The sequence below is a fragment of the Embleya sp. NPDC059237 genome, assembly GCF_042754105.1.
GTDB lineage: Bacteria > Actinomycetota > Actinomycetes > Streptomycetales > Streptomycetaceae > Embleya.
The window spans coordinates 18,888-36,071 of the sequence record NZ_JBHZAE010000007.1; the positions used below are offsets into that span (position 1 = coordinate 18,888).

General features: G+C 70.4%; 12 protein-coding genes and 1 riboswitch. Of the genes, 5 read left to right on the forward strand and 7 right to left on the reverse strand.

Features of this window, described 5'->3' with window-relative positions:
* Positions 1-484 precede the first annotated feature (484 nt).
* Entirely contained in the window at positions 485-1,099 is a 615-nt protein-coding gene (locus tag ACFXKZ_RS22330; RefSeq protein ID WP_380002687.1) for an Rv3235 family protein, read from the reverse strand.
* A gap of 240 nt (positions 1,100-1,339) precedes the next feature.
* Between ACFXKZ_RS22330 and ACFXKZ_RS22335 the strand changes: the two genes are divergently transcribed.
* Genes ACFXKZ_RS22335 through pruA form a run of 3 tightly spaced genes read left to right on the forward strand, consistent with a single transcriptional unit; the run spans position 1,340 to position 4,161 of the window.
* Positions 1,340-1,801, forward strand: a complete 462-nt coding sequence (locus tag ACFXKZ_RS22335; protein ID WP_380002688.1) for a DUF6912 family protein — start codon at positions 1,340-1,342, stop codon at positions 1,799-1,801.
* A 26-nt stretch (positions 1,802-1,827) separates the two neighbouring features.
* Positions 1,828-2,487 (forward strand): HAD family hydrolase, encoded by a 660-nt coding sequence (locus ACFXKZ_RS22340; protein WP_380002689.1) that lies wholly within the window; start codon positions 1,828-1,830, stop codon positions 2,485-2,487.
* A 45-nt stretch (positions 2,488-2,532) separates the two neighbouring features.
* On the forward strand, positions 2,533-4,161 hold the full coding sequence (gene pruA / locus ACFXKZ_RS22345; RefSeq protein WP_380002690.1) for an L-glutamate gamma-semialdehyde dehydrogenase: 1,629 nt from the start codon (positions 2,533-2,535) through the stop codon (positions 4,159-4,161).
* Between the two features lie 16 nt (positions 4,162-4,177).
* On the opposite strand, the gene ACFXKZ_RS22350 is transcribed toward pruA, so the two are convergent.
* The gene (locus ACFXKZ_RS22350; protein WP_380002691.1) at positions 4,178-4,741 is read right to left on the reverse strand and encodes a DJ-1/PfpI family protein; all 564 of its coding nucleotides are present in this window, start codon (positions 4,739-4,741) and stop codon (positions 4,178-4,180) included.
* A gap of 400 nt (positions 4,742-5,141) precedes the next feature.
* On the opposite strand from ACFXKZ_RS22350, the gene ACFXKZ_RS22355 reads away from it, so the two are divergent.
* A complete protein-coding gene (locus ACFXKZ_RS22355) occupies positions 5,142-10,025 on the forward strand; it encodes an NAD-glutamate dehydrogenase (protein ID WP_380002692.1) in 4,884 nt (1,627 codons plus the stop codon).
* Between the two features lie 79 nt (positions 10,026-10,104).
* Here ACFXKZ_RS22355 and ACFXKZ_RS22360 read toward each other — a convergent pair whose 3' ends face one another.
* The 5 genes from ACFXKZ_RS22360 to ACFXKZ_RS22380 form a co-directional block, all read right to left on the reverse strand.
* A complete protein-coding gene (locus ACFXKZ_RS22360; RefSeq protein ID WP_380002693.1) occupies positions 10,105-10,530 on the reverse strand; it encodes a hypothetical protein in 426 nt (141 codons plus the stop codon).
* A 210-nt stretch (positions 10,531-10,740) separates the two neighbouring features.
* Positions 10,741-11,601, reverse strand: a complete 861-nt coding sequence (locus tag ACFXKZ_RS22365; RefSeq protein WP_380003143.1) for a carbohydrate ABC transporter permease — start codon at positions 11,599-11,601, stop codon at positions 10,741-10,743.
* 53 nt (positions 11,602-11,654) lie between these two features.
* Positions 11,655-13,016: an ABC transporter permease subunit gene (locus ACFXKZ_RS22370; protein ID WP_380002694.1), complete on the reverse strand. Its 1,362-nt coding sequence runs from the start codon at positions 13,014-13,016 to the stop codon at positions 11,655-11,657.
* 9 nt (positions 13,017-13,025) lie between these two features.
* Positions 13,026-14,369 carry an ABC transporter substrate-binding protein gene (locus ACFXKZ_RS22375; protein WP_380002695.1) on the reverse strand — a complete coding sequence of 448 codons (1,344 nt, stop codon included), beginning with the start codon at positions 14,367-14,369 and terminating at the stop codon, positions 13,026-13,028.
* Positions 14,366-15,577, reverse strand: coding sequence for an ABC transporter ATP-binding protein (locus tag ACFXKZ_RS22380; RefSeq protein WP_380002696.1), 1,212 nt, complete (start codon positions 15,575-15,577; stop codon positions 14,366-14,368). Before ACFXKZ_RS22380 ends, ACFXKZ_RS22375 begins: the two co-directional genes overlap by 4 nt.
* Before the next feature lie 159 nt (positions 15,578-15,736).
* Positions 15,737-15,824: riboswitch (ZMP/ZTP riboswitch) on the forward strand.
* A gap of 30 nt (positions 15,825-15,854) precedes the next feature.
* On the opposite strand from ACFXKZ_RS22380, the gene glyA reads away from it, so the two are divergent.
* Positions 15,855-17,105, forward strand: coding sequence for a serine hydroxymethyltransferase (gene glyA / locus ACFXKZ_RS22385; protein WP_380002697.1), 1,251 nt, complete (start codon positions 15,855-15,857; stop codon positions 17,103-17,105).
* Positions 17,106-17,184: the final 79 nt, after the last annotated feature.

Sequence of the window (17,184 nt, forward strand, 5' to 3'; positions counted from 1 at the left end):
GGTTGGCGGTGGTCGTGAGCGGTGTCGTAGGTCGGTTTGGCCGGCCGGCGGCCCGCCGGTCCTCAAGCGCCGGACGGGCTGAGGGGGCGCTGTTGGCGGTGGTTGTGGATGGTGGCCTCGGTCGGGCTTTGGCGGCCTGCGGCCTGCTGTCCTCAAGCGCCGGACGGGCTGGAGTTTGCTGGCATAGGGCTTGAGGGCCCGCGCCCCGGGCCGCGCGCCCCGCGAGCCCCGCCCCGGGCCCCGCGAGCCCGCCCCGCGCGTCGGCCTCGGCCCCGGGCTCCGCGCCTCGGCCCCGCGCCTCGGCCTCGCGCCCCGGGGCCCGCGCCCCGCGCCCGGGCTCCGCGCCCCGCGCCCCGCGCGTCGGCCTCGCGCACCGGGCCGCGGGCCTCGCGTACGGCGAGGTCCGCTTTGCGCCTGATGGGTCTGGTGGGGCGATAGTGCGTGGGTGAGGGTCCGGACCTGTTGGTTCGGGCCCTCACCCTTTTCAGGCCAGTTCGTCGTGTTCCAGGGCTGTGCAGAGCCAGGTGTTGGTGGGGTGGCGGGTGGGGGCGTCGCGTTCCAGGCGGAAGGCGACGGTGAGGACCCACGAGGGGGCGCGTAGGCGGGCGTAGCCCTCGGCGATGCCTTCGGCGGGGGCGTGGCCGCCGCAGGACTCCACCCGTAGGTGTCCGACTCGGCGGGCGGCGAGGCGGCGGATCAGGTGTTGTGTGGTGCCGTAGACGGGTGCGGAGGCGTACGGGCGCAGCTGGGCGAGTGCGCGTCGGCCCGAGGCGATCTCGGCCAGCGCGTGGGCCAGCCGTTGGGAGCGCAGCCGGGCCTCGGCCGGGTCCGGTTCGGCCAGGGCGGGGACCAGGCGCAGCGCGGGCCGCGGGTTGGGTCGCGGCGCGAGCCGGGAGCCCGGCCGGGAGTCGGATCCGTGTTCGGGGTGGGGCAGTGGGTGCGGGGCGTGGGCCAGGTTGCCGTGGGTGAGGGGGGTGATCCGGCCCGGTGGGCGCAGCGGGATCACCTCGGCGACGGCCGCGGTGTCGAAGGGAGTTTCGCCGGCGGGGGCTCGGACCACGTACAGACGTGGTGGCGAGCCGGTGTTCGTGTGGACCATGGGTCCTCCCCGTGAAGCGGATGTGACGTTGTGGCGCACCCGTCCCGCTCGTTCCCCCGACCGGGACGTGTGCAGGCACTTCCTAGCCGGCCGGCGCCCCGCGGTCAACCATTCGTCTGGTCACCGCTGCGATTACGCTGACGCGCGTCGACTCACGCGTGGTGGCGCCGGGTCGGCCCCGGTTTCGGCGTCCTTCGTCCCCGAAGGAGTGTCCGGATTTCACTCGATTGGAGTCGCCCGATGCGCGTGTTCATCCCTACGACGCCCGCCGGCCTGGCCGCGGTGCACGCCGCCGGCGGGATCGAGTCGGCGCCGCTGCCGGCGTACGCCGTCACCGAGGCGTTTCGCGCGTGGTACGGGAGCGACGACGAGGAGGAGTTGGAGTACGGCGCGTTGACCCGCGCCGCCGAGGGCTCGCTGCGGTTGCTCGCGGCCGAGCCGGGCGCGGTGCGTCGGGTCGTGCTCGCGGCGGACGTGCCGGATGCGCTGGTGGCCGAGCGGGCGCAGGACGGCCCGGGCGCGGTCCTGGTCGACGCGCGTGTGCCGCGCAAGCGGATCGCGGCGGTGCACATGGACACCGCCGACGCGGAGGAGGCGGTCGCCGCGGCGCTGGCGGGCGGGCTCACCGACGAGCTGATCGAGGTCACCGAGGAGCACGAGCTGCTGTGGTTCGCGACACAGGAGCTGGCCGACCTGCTGTGACGGCCGGCAGGGCACAATCAAGGTCCATGACGAATCGGAATCCGCACCTGGTTTGGGACTGGAACAGCACCCTGTTCCACGACTTGGACGCGATCATCGAGGCCACCAACGCCTCGTTCGCGCTGATCGGACTGCCGCCGATGACGCTGGAGCGCTATCGGGAGCTCTACTGCGTGCCGGTGCCGAAGTTCTACGAGAAGGTCGTCGGCCGGGTCCCGGACGCGGACGAGTGGACCCGTCTCGACCAGGCCTTCCAGGAGGTCTACACCCTGCACAGCGCGCGCTGCGAACTCGCCGTCGGCGCGGACGAGCTGCTGCATGCCTGGCAGCGCGAGGGCGGTACCCAGTCGCTGTTGTCGCTGACCGCGCACGAGGCGTTGATGCCGTTCGTGCGCCGGTTCGGGATCGAGGAGCGGTTCGTCCGGGTGGACGGGCGGGTGGGTCCGCCGGGCGGCGGCAAGGCCGAGCACCTGGTGCGGCACCTGGCCGCGCTGGAGCGGGACCCGGCGGACGTGGTGCTGATCGGCGACGCCGCCGACGACGCGGCGGCGGCGCTGCACGTGGGCGCGCGCGTGGTGCTGTACGCGGGCGGCTCGCACGCGCGGGCCGGTCTGGAGGGGGTCGGGGTGCCCGTGGTGGACTCGCTCGCCGAGGCGGTCGAGCTCGCGCGTGGCTACGTGCGCTGACCACCCTCGCGCATCGATTGTCCGGTTCGTGGGCACTGCGCATCCATGGATGCTGTGACCCGGGTGCCCCGGCCGAGCAACGAACCCGTCCACGGCTACGCGCCGGGCAGCCCCGAGCGGGACCGCCTGCGGGAGCGGCTGGCCGAGTTGTCCGCCGTACCCGTGGACCTGCCGCACACCATCGGCGGCGAACACCGGATGGGCGCGGGCAAGCGTGTGCAGTTGGTCCAGCCGCATCGGCGTGCGGGCGAACTGGGCACCCTCGCCAACGCGACCCACGACGACGCGCGGGCCGCGCTGACCGCGGCGAAGGAGGCCGCGCCCGGGTGGCGCGCGCTCGACTTCGACGACCGGGCGGCGATCATCCTCAAGGCGGCCGACCTGCTCGCCGGGCCGTGGCGCGAGACCATCGCCGCCGCGACGATGCTCGGTCAGGGCAAGACGGTGCAGCAGGCGGAGATCGACGCGCCGTGCGAGCTGATCGACTTCTGGCGGTTCAACGTCGACTTCGCCCGGCGGATCCTGGCCGAGCAGCCGATCAGTTCCCCCGGGGTGTGGAACCGGCTGGACCACCGGCCGCTGGAAGGCTTCGTGTACGCGGTCACCCCGTTCAACTTCACCGCCATCGCCGGCAACCTGCCGACCGCGCCCGCGCTGATGGGCAACGTGGTGTTGTGGAAGCCCTCGCCCACCCAGGCGCTGGCCGCGCACCACCTGATGCGGCTGTTGGAGGCGGCCGGGCTGCCGCCGGGGGTGATCAACCTGCTGCACGGCGACGGCGTGGCGGTGTCCGACGTGGCGCTGGCCGACCCGGACTTCGCGGGGCTGCACTTCACCGGGTCCACCGCGACCTTCAAGCACCTGTGGCGGGGCATCGCCGACAACCTCGACGCCTACCACGGCTATCCCAGGATCGTCGGCGAGACCGGCGGCAAGGACTTCGTGGTCGCGCATCCCAGTGCCGACCACGACGTGTTGCGCACCGCGCTGGTGCGCGGCGCGTTCGAGTACCAGGGCCAGAAGTGTTCGGCCGCGTCGCGCGCCTACATCCCGCGCTCGATCTGGGAGAGCGAGTTCCGCGACGCGTTCCTGGCCGAGGTGGACGGGTTGTCGATGGGCGACGTGACCGACCTGAGCCACTTCATGGGCGCGGTGATCGACGAGCGCGCGTTCGCCAAGCTCAAGGCGGCGATCGACCGGGCGCACGCCGCCGACGGCCTGCGGGTGCTCGCGGGCGGGACCTACGACGACGCGGTGGGCTGGTTCGTGCGGCCCACCGTGGTGCTCGCCGAGGATCCGTGGGACGAGGTGTTCACCACCGAGTACTTCGGGCCGTTCCTGGGCGTGCACGTGTACGAGGACCGCGACTGGGACACGATGCTCCGGCAGATGGAGTCGGCCGCGCCGTACGCGCTCACCGGCTCGGTGATCGCCCGCGATCGGCGCGCGCTGGCGCACGGCACCGACTTCCTGCGCTTCGCGGCGGGCAATTTCTACCTCAACGACAAGCCCACCGGCGCGGTGGTGGGGCAGCAGCCGTTCGGCGGCGCGCGGGCGTCCGGCACCAACGACAAGGCCGGCGCGATGCAGAACCTGATGCGCTGGACCAGCACCCGCACGATCAAGGAGACGTTCGACCCGCCGACCGACTACCGCTATCCGCACATGGGCTGAGCGCACGCCCCAGGGCTCAGGCCGGTGCCTTGGCGCGCAGGACCTGGACGAACTCGCGCATCCAGGCCGGGTGGTCGACCCAGCCGCGGGCGGAGACCAGGGTGCCGTCGACGACGGCCTCGCCGTCCATCCAGGTGGCGCCCGCCGCCCGTACGTCCGGCGCGATCGCCGGGTAGGCGGCGGTGCGGCGCCCGTTCAGCACCCCCGCGGCGGCGCTGACCAGCGGCCCGTGGCAGATCTGCGCGACCGGCTTCTCGGCCGCGAAGAAGTGCCGCACGATGCGCTGCACCACCGGGTTGTTGCGCAGGTACTCCGGGGCCCGGCCGCCCGGCAGCACCAGGGCCACGTAGTTCTCCGGCCGCACCTCCACGAAGGCGAAGTCGGCCGGCCACGTGTAGCCGGGCTTCTCGGTGAACGTGTCGTAGCCGTCGACGAAGTCGTGCACGACGAAGTTGAGCTTCTTGCGCGAGGGCCCGGCCACGTGCACGTCGTAGCCCTCCTCGCGCAGCCGCTGGTACGGGTAGAGCACCTCGAGCGATTCCGCCGCGTCGCCCGTGATCAACAGCACCTTCTTGGCCATGACGATCGTCTCCCCACCGAGTTCGTCCGCCCGCGTCGTGTCGTTGCTCCCGCACCACGGTGCCCCGAGCGTCCGCCCCGGGGCAATGGGCAATCGCCGGCGCTTCGGAACCGCGTGGCTCAGGGCAAGGGCGGTACGGGGTGTCCGGGCATAACCGAAAATTACTTACAGGGTGATCCGAGATCCCCTCTCGGCGGCCGAGGACCACGCGAGTAGCCTGACGATGCGGCGACGCCGTGCGGGTCGCGGGCCGAGACGACGGAGTCCCGGAACCACCACCGACGCGCCGACGTCGCCTGAAACAGGTACTCGCGACAAAGCGGGTACCGGCAGTACACGGCCGGGCACGCCCGGGGACGGCAATGGTCACGCAACGGCGCGCGACAGGAGCGGCAGCATCATGCAGAGCAAGCTGGACGAGGCGAAGGCGGAGCTTCTCGCCCGAGCGGCGGACGCGGCACGGGCGGCATCGTCACAGCACGGAGGCGGCGGGCCCGAGGGCCCGAACCGGGTGGACCTCGATGTCCTCCTGTCCCGCTACTACCGGCACACCGCACCCGACGACCTGATCGACCGCGACCCGGTCGACGTATACGGTGCGGCGATCTCGCACTGTCGACTCGCGGCGCAGCGCCCCCAGGGCACCGCGCGGGTCCGGGCGTACACGCCCACGGTGGAGGAGAACGGCTGGGCGTCGGGGCACACCGTGGTCGAGGTGGTCACCGACGACATGCCCTTCCTGGTGGACTCGGTCACCAACGAACTCTCCCGCCAGGAACGCAGCATCCACGTGGTGATCCACCCGCAGCTGATCGTCCGGCGCACCATCGCCGGCGAACTGCTGGAGATCGTGGACACCACCGACGCACACGGGGTGCCCGAGGACGCGCTCGTCGAGTCCTGGATGCACATCGAGATCGACCGCGAATCCGACCGCGAGGACCTGCGCGCGGTGGAGAGCGGGTTGCAGCGCATCATCAGCGACGTGCGCGAGGTGGTCGAGGACTGGGCCAAGATGCGCGACACGTCGCTGCGGCTGGCCGACGAACTCGCCAACGACCCGCCGGCGACGCTGCCGGAGGAGGAGATCGGCGAGGCGTGGGAGCTGCTGCGCTGGCTCTCCGAGGATCACTTCACCTTCCTGGGATACCGCGAGTACGACCTGGTCTGCGAGAACGACGAGGACGTGCTGCGCGCGGTGCCCGGCACCGGGCTCGGCATCCTGCGCGCCGACCAGGACCTGTCGGCGTCCTTCAGCCGACTGTCCACCCAGGCCCGGGCCAAGGCCCGGGAGAAACAGCTGCTGATCCTCACCAAGGCCAACTCGCGGGCCACCGTGCACCGCTCGGCCTACCTCGACTACATCGGCGTGAAGAAGTTCGACGCGGCCGGCAACGTGATCGGCGAGCGGCGCTTCCTGGGGCTGTTCAGCTCCGCCGCCTACACCGACAGCGTGCAGCGCATCCCCGTGGTGCGCCGCAAGGTGCACGCGGTCCTGGACAAGGCCGGCTTCCCGCCGGTCAGCCACGACGGCCGGGACCTGCTGCAGATCCTGGAGACCTACCCGCGCGACGACCTGTTCCAGATCGCCGTCGACGAACTGCACGACATCGTGATCAGCGTGCTCTACCTCCAGGAGCGGCGCCGGTTGCGGCTGTTCCTGCGCAAGGACGAGTACGGCCGGTTCTACTCGGCCCTGGTCTACCTGCCGCGCGACCGCTACACCACCGAGATCCGGCTCAAGATGCAGGACATCCTGCTCGCCGAGCTGGCCGGCTCCGTCGTCGACTACACCGCGCGCAACACCGAGTCCGTGCTCGCCCGCCTGCACTTCACCGTGCGGGTGCCCACCGGCGCCGAACTCGGCGACCCGGACGTGGACTACATCGAGCGCCTGCTCTCCGAGGCCACCCGCTCCTGGATCGACGACTTCGGCGAGGCCCTCGTCGCCGAATGCGGCGAGGAGAGCGCGTCCGAACTGTCCCGCCGCTACGCGCACGCGTTCAGCGAGGGGTACAAGTCGGACTTCCCGCCCCGGACCGCGGTCGCCGACCTCAAGCGGGTCGAGGAACTGACCCCCGAGGCGGACTTCACGCTCCACCTGTACGAGCCGATAGGAGCACTGCCGGGCGAGCGGCGCTTCAAGATCTACCGCATCGGCGACTACGTCTCGCTGTCCGAGGTGTTGCCGATCCTGCAGCGGATGGGTCTGGAGGTCGTCGACGAGCGGCCCTACGAGCTGCACCGCGCCGACGGCACCGTGGCGTGGGTGTACGACTTCGGCCTGCGCTACGACGCCTCGGCGATGTACGGGCAGCCCGAGGACGTCAAGGAGCTGTTCCAGGACGCGTTCTCGGCGACCTGGACCGGGCGCGCGGAGAACGACGGGTTCAACGCGCTGGTCTTCCGGGCCGGGCTGACCTGGCGCCAGGCGATGGTGCTGCGCGCCTACGCCAAGTACCAGCGGCAGGCCGGGGTCACCTTCGGGCAGGACTACATCGAGGGCGTCCTCGTCTCCAACCCGCACACCACCCGACTCCTGGTGAACCTGTTCGAGGCCCGCTTCTCGCCCGGCCACCAGCAGGCCGGCACCGAGTTGGTGGACGGCATCGTGGAGGCCATCGAGGGCGCGCTCGACCAGGTCGCCAGCCTGGACGAGGACCGCATCCTGCGCTCCTTCCTGGCGATGATCAAGGCCACCCTGCGGACCAACTTCTTCCAGCACCGCGAGGACGGCGAGGCGCACGACTACCTCTCGCTGAAGTTCGACCCGCTCCAGATCCCGGACCTGCCGGCGCCGCGGCCCCGGTTCGAGATCTTCGTCTACTCGCCCCGGGTCGAGGGCGTGCACCTGCGCTTCGGCGCGGTCGCGCGCGGCGGGCTGCGCTGGTCCGACCGGCGCGAGGACTTCCGCACCGAGATCCTGGGCCTGGTCAAGGCGCAGATGGTCAAGAACACGGTGATCGTGCCGGTCGGCGCCAAGGGCGGCTTCGTCTGCAAACAACTGCCCGACCCGAGCGACCGCGAGGCCTGGCTGGCCGAGGGCGTCGCCTGCTACCGCACCTTCATCGGCGCCCTGCTCGACATCACCGACAACCTCGTCGACGGCGAGGTCGTGCCGCCGGCCGACGTGGTGCGCCACGACGGCGACGACACCTACCTGGTGGTGGCCGCCGACAAGGGCACCGCGACGTTCTCCGACATCGCCAATGCGGTGGCCGAGTCGTACGGGTTCTGGCTCGGCGACGCGTTCGCCTCCGGCGGCTCGGCCGGCTACGACCACAAGGGCATGGGCATCACCGCCCGCGGCGCGTGGGAGTCGGTCAAGCGGCACTTCCGCGAGTTGGGCCACGACACCCAGACCGAGGACTTCACCGTCGTCGGCATCGGCGACATGTCCGGCGACGTGTTCGGCAACGGCATGCTGCTGTCCGAGCACATCCGGCTGATCGCCGCGTTCGACCACCGGCACATCTTCCTGGACCCGAACCCGGAGGCGGCAGCCTCCTTCGCCGAGCGCCGCCGGTTGTTCGACCTGCCGCGCAGCTCGTGGGCGGACTACGACACGAGCCTGATCTCGGCCGGCGGCGGCGTGTACCCGCGCACCGCGAAGTCGGTGCCGATCAGCGCGCAGGTGCGCGAGGCCCTCGGGCTGCGCGAGGGGCTTGTGCGGCTCACCCCGGCCGAGTTGATGAAGGCGATCCTGCAGGCCCCCGCGGACCTGTTCTGGAACGGCGGCATCGGCACCTACATCAAGTCCAGCGGCGAGTCGCACGCCGACGTCGGCGACAAGGCCAACGACGCCATCCGGGTCAACGGCGCCGACCTGCGGGTCAAGGTCGTCGGCGAGGGCGGCAACCTGGGCTGCACCCAGCTGGGCCGGGTCGAGTTCGCACTCGCGGGCGGCCGGATCAACACCGACGCGATCGACAACTCGGCGGGCGTGGACACCTCGGACCACGAGGTGAACATCAAGATCCTGCTCAACCAGGTCACCGCCGCCGGCGACATGACCGGCAAGCAGCGCAACGAACTGCTCGCGCAGATGACCGACGAGGTCGGCCACCTGGTCCTGGCCGCCAACTACGGCCAGAACTGGGCGCTGGCCAACGCGGTGGCACAGGCATCCAGCCTGCTGCACGTGCACATGCGGTACATGCGCCGGATGGTCCGCGACGGGCACCTCGACCGGGAGATCGAGTTCCTGCCGACGGATCGTCAGCTCCGCGAGCGGCAGCAGAACGGGCAGGCGATGACCCAGCCCGAACTGGCCGTGCTCCTGGCCTACACGAAGATCGTGATGGCCCAGGACCTGATCGCCTCCGACCTGCCCGACGACCCGTTCCTGGCCCGGGAGTTGTACCGCTACTTCCCGAGCGCGCTGCGGGCGAGGTTCGTCGAGCAGATGGACCGGCACCCGCTGCGCCGGGACATCATCACCACCGTCGTGGTGAACGAGGTGGTCAACCTCGCGGGCATCACGTTCATGTTCCGCATGCGCGAGGAGACCGGCGCGTCGGCGGAGGAGGTCGCCCGGGCGCACATCACCGCGCGGGAGATCTTCGGCGCGGACCGGATCATGGGCGCCATCGCGGCACTGGACAACAAGGTCCCGGCCGAGATGCAGACCACCCTGCGGCTGCACAGCCGGCGACTGATCGAGCGGGCCACCCGCTGGTTCCTGGGCAGCCGGCGCGAGATCGACATCGCCGCGCAGGTGGAGCTGTTCCGCGACGGCGTGGCCGAGGTGGTCGCACACCTGCCCAAGGTGCTGCGCGGCTCGGACCTGGCCTGGATGGACGGGCTGTACGAGCAGTTCACCGCGGCGGGCGTGCCCACCGAACTGGCCACCGCGGTGGCCGGGATGTCCTCGGCGTACGCGGCCCTGGACATCGTCGAGGTGGCGACCGAATCCGATCGCGGTGTGGTCGACGTCGCCCAGGTGTACTTCGACATCGCCGACCGGCTGCCGATCGCGCACCTGCTCGACCGGATCATCGAACTGCCGCGCAGCGACCGGTGGAAGTCGATGGCGCGGGCCTCGCTGCGCGAGGACCTGTACGCGGCGCAGGCCGGGCTCACCGCCGACGTGCTCGCCTCCGGCGAGCCGCAGGACACCCCGGAGCTGCGGTTCAAGGCGTGGGAGCACAAGAACGCGCCGGTGCTGGTGCGGGCGCGGTCCACGCTGGAGGAGTTGCAGGAGGCGGAGAGCTACGACCTGGCGACGTTGTCGGTCGCCATGCGGGTGATTCGCACGCTGCTGCGTACGGGCGCCAAGAGCTGACCGACGCGAACGACCGCCGGCCCGGAACCCCGAGGGGTTCCGGGCCGGCGGCCTGTGGTGCGTGTGTTCCGCGAGCCTTCTATGGTTCGAGCATGAGCAGTTCGTGTCGGCTGCGCTCGCGCACGGCCCACCAGCACGGCAGATAGACCACCGCCGGCACACCGGCCACCAGGATCGACCACGTCGGGCAGGCCATCAGTATCGCCACCAGCGCGACGAACACGTGGATCAGGCCCACCGCGGCCGCACGTCCCAGCGCGCCGGTGCCGCGCCGCAGCGCGTCGCGCACTCCGACCACGCCGAAACCGCACATCACGGCGATGCCCGCGCACAACACCGACGCGACCAGCAGCAGATCGCCCAGCCCCTCCAGGCTCTTGCGGTCGTCGCGCACCGCGAACGACATCACCGCCAGGGTGCCCGCGCCCACGCTCATCAGCAGTGTCTCGACGGCCAACGCGATCAGCAGCGTGCGGAGAAAACCGATCCGACGACTTCCCCTCATTGTTCCCCCGAAATGACGTTTTGCCCCCCGTTTGATGCGCCCCCGAACCGGTTCCGCAACAGGGGTGGCACCCTACGCCTTCGGACGATGCCACACGGAATCGCGTTCCCGACGGCGGTATCCGTAACGAGTCCGGCACGAAACGCCGAGGCCGCGAGGCGGTTGCCCGGAAGTCACCGGGCCGCCCCGCGGCCGTCGCGCACCGGTCGACTACTTCACGGCGCCCGCCATCACGCCCTGCACGAAGTAGCGCTGGAAGCCGAAGAACACGAGCACCGGGACGATCAGCGACAGGAACGCGCCGGGGGCCAGCACGTCGATGTTGGCACCGAACGCCCGGGACTGCGACTGCAGGGCCACCGTCAGCGGCGCCGATTCGGTGTCCGCGTAGATCAGCGCGATCAGCATGTCGTTCCACACCCACAGGAACTGGAAGATGCCGAGCGAGGCGATCGCGGGCAGCCCCAGCGGCAGGATGACCCGGAAGAAGATGGTCAGATCCGTACCGCCGTCCATCCGCGCGGCCTCGAGCAGATCGCGCGGAATGCCCGCGAAGTAGTTGCGGAGCAGGAACACCGCGAACGGCAGGCCGAAGGCGACGTGGAAGAGCACCACCCCGGTGATCGTGCCGAAGAGCCCGGTGTCCCCGTACAACTTCGAGATCGGGATCAGCGCCACCTGCACCGGCACCACGAGCAGCCCGACCACGACCAGGAACAGCCAGTCCCGACCGGGGAATTCCAGCCAGGCGAAGGCGTAGGCGGCGAGCGAACCGATCAGGATCACCAGCAGCGTGCTGGGCACGGTGATCCAGATCGTGTTGAGGAACGCCCGGGTCATGTCCTTGTTGTCGAGCAGCTTGTCGTAGTTCGAGAAGGTCAGGTCGCTCGGCTTGCCGAGCACCTTCCACCACCCGGACTTGCTCATCTCCTGCGGATCGCGCAGCGAGGACACCAGCAGGCCGAACGTGGGCATCAGCCAAAACAGCGCGATCAGTGCCAGCAGGACCGCCGCCAGGCCGCCGCCGGTGCGGCCGACGATCCGCGAGGCGAGGCCGCGCTTGATCCCCATCTCCGGTCGTTGCGGCGGGGCGGGCTTCGTCAGGTCGGGGGCCGCGGGCGCGCTCACCGGTTCTCCCTTCGGAAGCGACGGATGTTGAACAACATCGCCGGCAGCACCAGCAGGAACAGCAGGATGCCGATGGCACTGCCCAGGCCCTGGTTGTTGCCGCCGCCGAAGGAGGCGATGTACATCTGCAGGGCCAGGACGTTGGCCTCCTTTTGCGACGAGCCCAGCGAGATGATGTACACCAGGTCGAAGATCTTCAGCACGTTGATCACCAGGGTGACCATCACCACCACGAGCACCGGCGCGAGCAGCGGGATGGTGACCCGGCGGAAGACCTGCCACTCGGTCGCGCCGTCCACCCGGGCCGCCTCCAGCGCGTCCCGGGGGATCGCGGCCAGGCCCGCGGCGATCAGCACCATCGCGAAGCCGGCCCACATCCAGATGTAGGCGCCGATGATCGCGGCGGTGATCAGGTTCGGCCCGAGCCAGTCGTAGCCGGCGAACGACTTGGCGAAGTTGGACGCGGCCAGGCGCAGTTGCACCGGGCCGTCCTTGGCGGCGGACGCGGGCAGGGTGAACGAGCCGTCCTTGCCGGTGGTCGCGCTCGCGACGGTGTGTCCGCCCCGGACCGCCTCCACCTTCACGCCCGGCAGCCCCTTCTCGCCCGGGTCGACCACGCCGGGTTTGCCAGCGTTGCCCTTGCTGAAGTCGACCCAGACCACACCACCCAGGCCGCCGGCGGGCGGCACGCCGGGCCGGGCGTTCTGCGCGTCGCCGGGGATCTTGTTCGCGGGCAGCGCCACCAGCGGCAGCAGCGCGGTGCCGTCGGCCGCGGTGCCGGCCTTGGTCACGAAGCCGCCGCCCTGGGGGGTGAGTACGGCGTCGTTGCGCGGCCGGGCGCCGGGATAGGGCGCGCCCTCGCTGAACACGTCGTGCACGCTGGTCAGCACCGCGTTGGCCACACCCTGGTCCGGGTCGCGGTCGTACACCAGCCGAAAGGTGATGCCGGCGGCCAGCATGGACACCGCCATCGGCATGAACACGATCAGCTTGAACGCGGTGGCGAAGCGCACCCGTTCGGTGAGCACCGCGAAGACCAGGCCGAGTGCGGTGACCGCGGCGGGCACCACCAGGACCCAGATCAGGTTGTTCTTCAGCGCGGTGAACGTGTTGTCGTCGGTGAACAGTTCCTTGTAGTTGTCGATCCCCACGAAGTCCGACCAGCCGTCCGCGCCGAACAGGCTGCGGATCAGCGACCACACAATCGGATAGGCGACCAGGACGGCGAGCATGACGACGGCCGGCAGCAGGAACAGCCAGCCGAGCAGGGTGCCCGAACCGAGCCCGCGCGTCTCGCGCGCGGGCGTCGGCTTTGTCTTCTCGGGCACCGCGACCTGTGCGGGTGCCTTGTCACTCATGGCCGTCGATCACCCGGCCGAGTAGGCCTTGGCGGCGTCCGCCTCCAGCTTGGCCTGCGCCCCCGCGACATCGGAGGGATTGCGCAGGAAGTCCTGGAGGTCGCGCCACTCGCCTTCGCCCTTGGTGCCGCCGAACGCAGCCGGCGCCTGGTCGGAGAGGTCGAAGCGGAAGTCCTCGCCCGCCGCGATCAGGTTCTTCGCGATCCCGCGCGTGGTGTCGTCGCGGTAGGCCGCGAAGTCCAGGTTCTTGTTCGGCGAGAGGTAACCGCCCTGCTGCGCCCACACCTTGGCCGCGTCCGGCGAGGCCAGATACTTCAGCAGCGCCTGGGCGCCGGGGGAGTCCTTCATCGCCACCGCCACGTCGCCGCCGGTGACCACCGGCGCCTTGCCGGTGCCGACCGCGGGGAAGCCGAAGAACTTCGCGTCGGCGCCGATCTTGGCCTTGGTGTCCTTGATGATGTTGGTGCCGATGAAGTCGCCGCCCGCGATCATGCCCGCCTTCGGCGGATCGCCGAACGCCTGCGGTACGGACGCGGGGAACTCGGTCTGGAGCACGCCGCCGGAGCCGCCGGGGAACCAGTCGCTCTTGCCGAAGACCTGGGCCAGCGTCTCCAGCGCGGTCTTCACCGAGGGGTCGGTCCACGGGATCTTGTGCTTGGCCAGTTGGTCGTACTTCTCCGGGCCCGCCTGGCTCAGGTAGATGTTCTCGAACCAGTCGGTGAGCACCCAGCCGTCGGCGCCGCCGATCGCGAACGGCGGTGTGCCCGAGTCGGAGATCAGGCCCGCGTTCTTGAGCAGGTCGTCCCAGGTCTTCGCCTCGGTCGCGCCGGCGTTCTCGTAGACCTTGGCGTTGTACCAGATCAGCGACTTGTTGGCGCCCTTGTAGTACACGCCGTAGAGCTTGTCCTGGTAGGAGCCGAGCTTTTGCCACTGGCCGGAGAAGTTGGCCTGCACGCTCTGCTGGACGTCCGGCGCGAGCGGCTTGATCCAGCCCTTTTGCGCAAACTGCTGGAGTACGCCGGGCTGGGCCAGGAACGCCACGTCCGGCGGCGCGTTGCCCTCGACCCGCTGGCCCAGGAACGTGGAGGCGCTGTCGCCGGTGGGGATGAACTCGGTCTTGGCCCCCGTACGCTTCTCGAAGTCGGCGAGCACCTTCTTGAACGCGGCCTGTTCGTCACCGGTCCACACCGCCGCGACGCTCACCGTGGTGCCGTCGAGCCTGGGTACCGGCGCACCGCCGCCGCTCGGCGTCGAGTCGCTCTTCTTGTCCTTGCCGTCGCCGTCGTCGCTGCAGGCCGCGAGACCCATGGCGAGCATCGAGGCGACCGCCAAGGCGCCCACAAGCCGCTTCACGCATCCTCCGTAATGGACAGACCCGTCTCCGGGTCGAAGAAGTGCAGCCGGTCGGTCGCCACCCGCATCACCACGCCCGCGCCCTCGCGGGCGCTGGTGCGCGGGCCGAAGCGGGCCACGAGTTCGGAGTGCGCCGCGTCCGGATCGGGCACCTGTTCCTCCGCGCCGACGTCGCGCGCCAGCTCCTGGACGTCCTCGGTCACCGCCGGCGGCGCGTCCACGCTCACGTGGACCAGCACCTCGGAACCCATCGCCTCGACCAGGTCGGCCTCGGCCCGCAACACCGCGCCCGGCGCGGGCTCGGCGCCCTCCAGGGCGGCGTCGTGCAGGTCCTCGGGCCGAATGCCGACGATCAGCGACCGCCCGGCGTATCCGGCCAGGGCCGGCCGGGCGGCGAGCACCTCGGCGGGCACGGACAACCGCTGACTGCCCACGCCCACCGCGAAGTCGCCCGCCTTGTCGCGGGTCAACTCGCCGGTGAGCAGGTTCATCGCGGGCGAGCCGATGAAGCCCGCCACGAACAGGTTGACCGGGTGGTCGTACAACTCCTGGGGTGGCGCGACCTGCTGGAGCACCCCCTTCTTCATCACCGCGACCCGATCGCCGAGCGTCATCGCCTCGGTCTGATCGTGCGTCACATACAGCGTGGTGACGCCGAGTTCGCGGGTCAGCCGGGCGATCTGAGCGCGCATCTGCACGCGTAGCTTCGCGTCGAGATTGGACAGCGGTTCGTCCATCAGGAACGCCTGGGGCTCACGCACGATCGCCCGGCCCATCGCCACCCGTTGCCGCTGTCCGCCGGAGAGTTGACGCGGTTTGCGGCCCAGGTGCTCGGCCAGTCCCAGCGTCCGCGCCGCCCGGTCGACCCGCTCGCGGATCTCCGCCTTGGGCAATTTCCGTAATCTGAGCCCGAATCCGATGTTGTCCCGCACGTTCAGATGCGGATACAGGGCGTAGCTCTGGAACACCATCGCCACGTCCCGATCCCGCGAGGGGATCCGGTTGACCACCCGATCCCCGATGCTGACCGTGCCCTCGCTGATCTCCTCCAGGCCGGCCACCATGCGTAACGCGGTGGTCTTGCCACATCCGGACGGACCGACCAATACCAGGAACTCCCCGTCCGCAACGGTCAGATCGAGCGAGGTGACCGCTCTCGTACCGTCGGTGTAAACCTTTCCGACCCCATCCAGAACCACTTCCGCCACGAATTTCCCCCGAGGGTGGACAGATGTCGCCTTCCGATGTCCTGTCGTACGCCTGGTGTGGCGTTCGCCACAAGCCCTGCCCCACGCAACGAGCCTTATTCGTGACTTTCGATCATCAGTGCGTAATGGGGGGACGGATGCCGGTCGCGCTCCGTATGCTGACCGTGCCGCGACTGGCGTACACGTGGAATGACCACGGGGGAGCGGTGGTTCCGCCGACGAGGTGTCGTCCGCCTGGGCACCCGGCTCACATCTCGTTGTGAACCGAGCCGGAGGAATGATGGACCGTCATGTCGAACTCGGCCGTACCGACCCGGAGATCGCCTCGCTCGTGCGGGCCGAGGAGGCCTTGCAGCAGGACACGCTGCGGCTGATCCCGAGTGAGAACTACGTCTCCGCCGCCGTGTTGGAGGCGACCGGGACGGTGCTCACCAACAAGTATTCCGAGGGGTATCCCGGCCGGCGCTACTACGAGGGCCAGCAAAACGTCGACCCGATCGAGAACATCGCGCGCGAGCGGGCGAAGTCGCTGTTCGGCGTGGAGCACGCCAACGTGCAGCCCTACTCGGGCTCGCCGGCCAACCTCGCGGTCTACCTCGCCTTCGCCCGGCCCGGCGACACGGTGCTGGGCATGGCGCTGCCGAGCGGCGGACACCTCACGCACGGCTGGGGCGTGTCCGCGACCGGGACGTGGTTTCGGGGCGTGCGCTACGGGGTGCGCGCGGACACCGGGCGCACCGACCTCGACGAGGTGCGCGACGTGGCCCTGCGGGAGCGGCCGAGACTGATCTTCTGCGGCGGTACGGCCGTGCCGCGCACGGTGGACTTCGCCGCGTTCGCGGAGATCGCCCGCGAGGTGGACGCGATCCTGGTCGCGGACGTGGCGCACATCGCCGGGCTGATCGCGGCCGGTGTGCACCCCTCGCCGGTCCCGCACGTGGACGTGGTGTCCACCACCACACACAAGACGCTGCGGGGTCCGCGCGGGGCGATGCTGATGTGTCGCGCCGAGCATGCCAAGGCGATCGACAAGGCGGTCTTCCCGGGCCTACAAGGGGGGCCGCACAACCACACCACGGCGGCGATCGCGGTCGCGTTGCGCGAGGCGGCGACGGAGGACTTCCGGGCCTATGCGCGGCAGGTGGTGGCGAACGCACGGCGACTGGGGGAGGAACTGGCCGCGCGCGGATTCGAGTTGGTCTCGGGCGGGACGGACACGCACCTGCTCCTGGTGGATCTGACGCGGCGCGGGGTGCCGGGCAAGGTCGCGGCACGGGCGCTGGATCGGGCGGGGATCGTGGTCAACTACAACACGGTGCCGTTCGATACCCGGTCGCCGTTCGATCCGTCGGGGATTCGGTTGGGGACGCCGGCGCTCACGTCGCGTGGCGTGGGGGTGGAGGACATGGCGTTGGTCGCCGGGTGGATCGATCGGGTGGTCGGGGGGTCGGAGGGCGAGGAGTCTCGCGTGCGGGGTGAGGTGCGGGAGTTTTTGGGGCGGTTTCCGGCGCCTGGGTTGGCTGTGTAGTCGGTGGGCTCGGGTTGGGTTACCCGCCCGCTCCACCCGTGGCGTTTTGGTGTTCGGGCTGCGGGTTACCGCGTTCGGG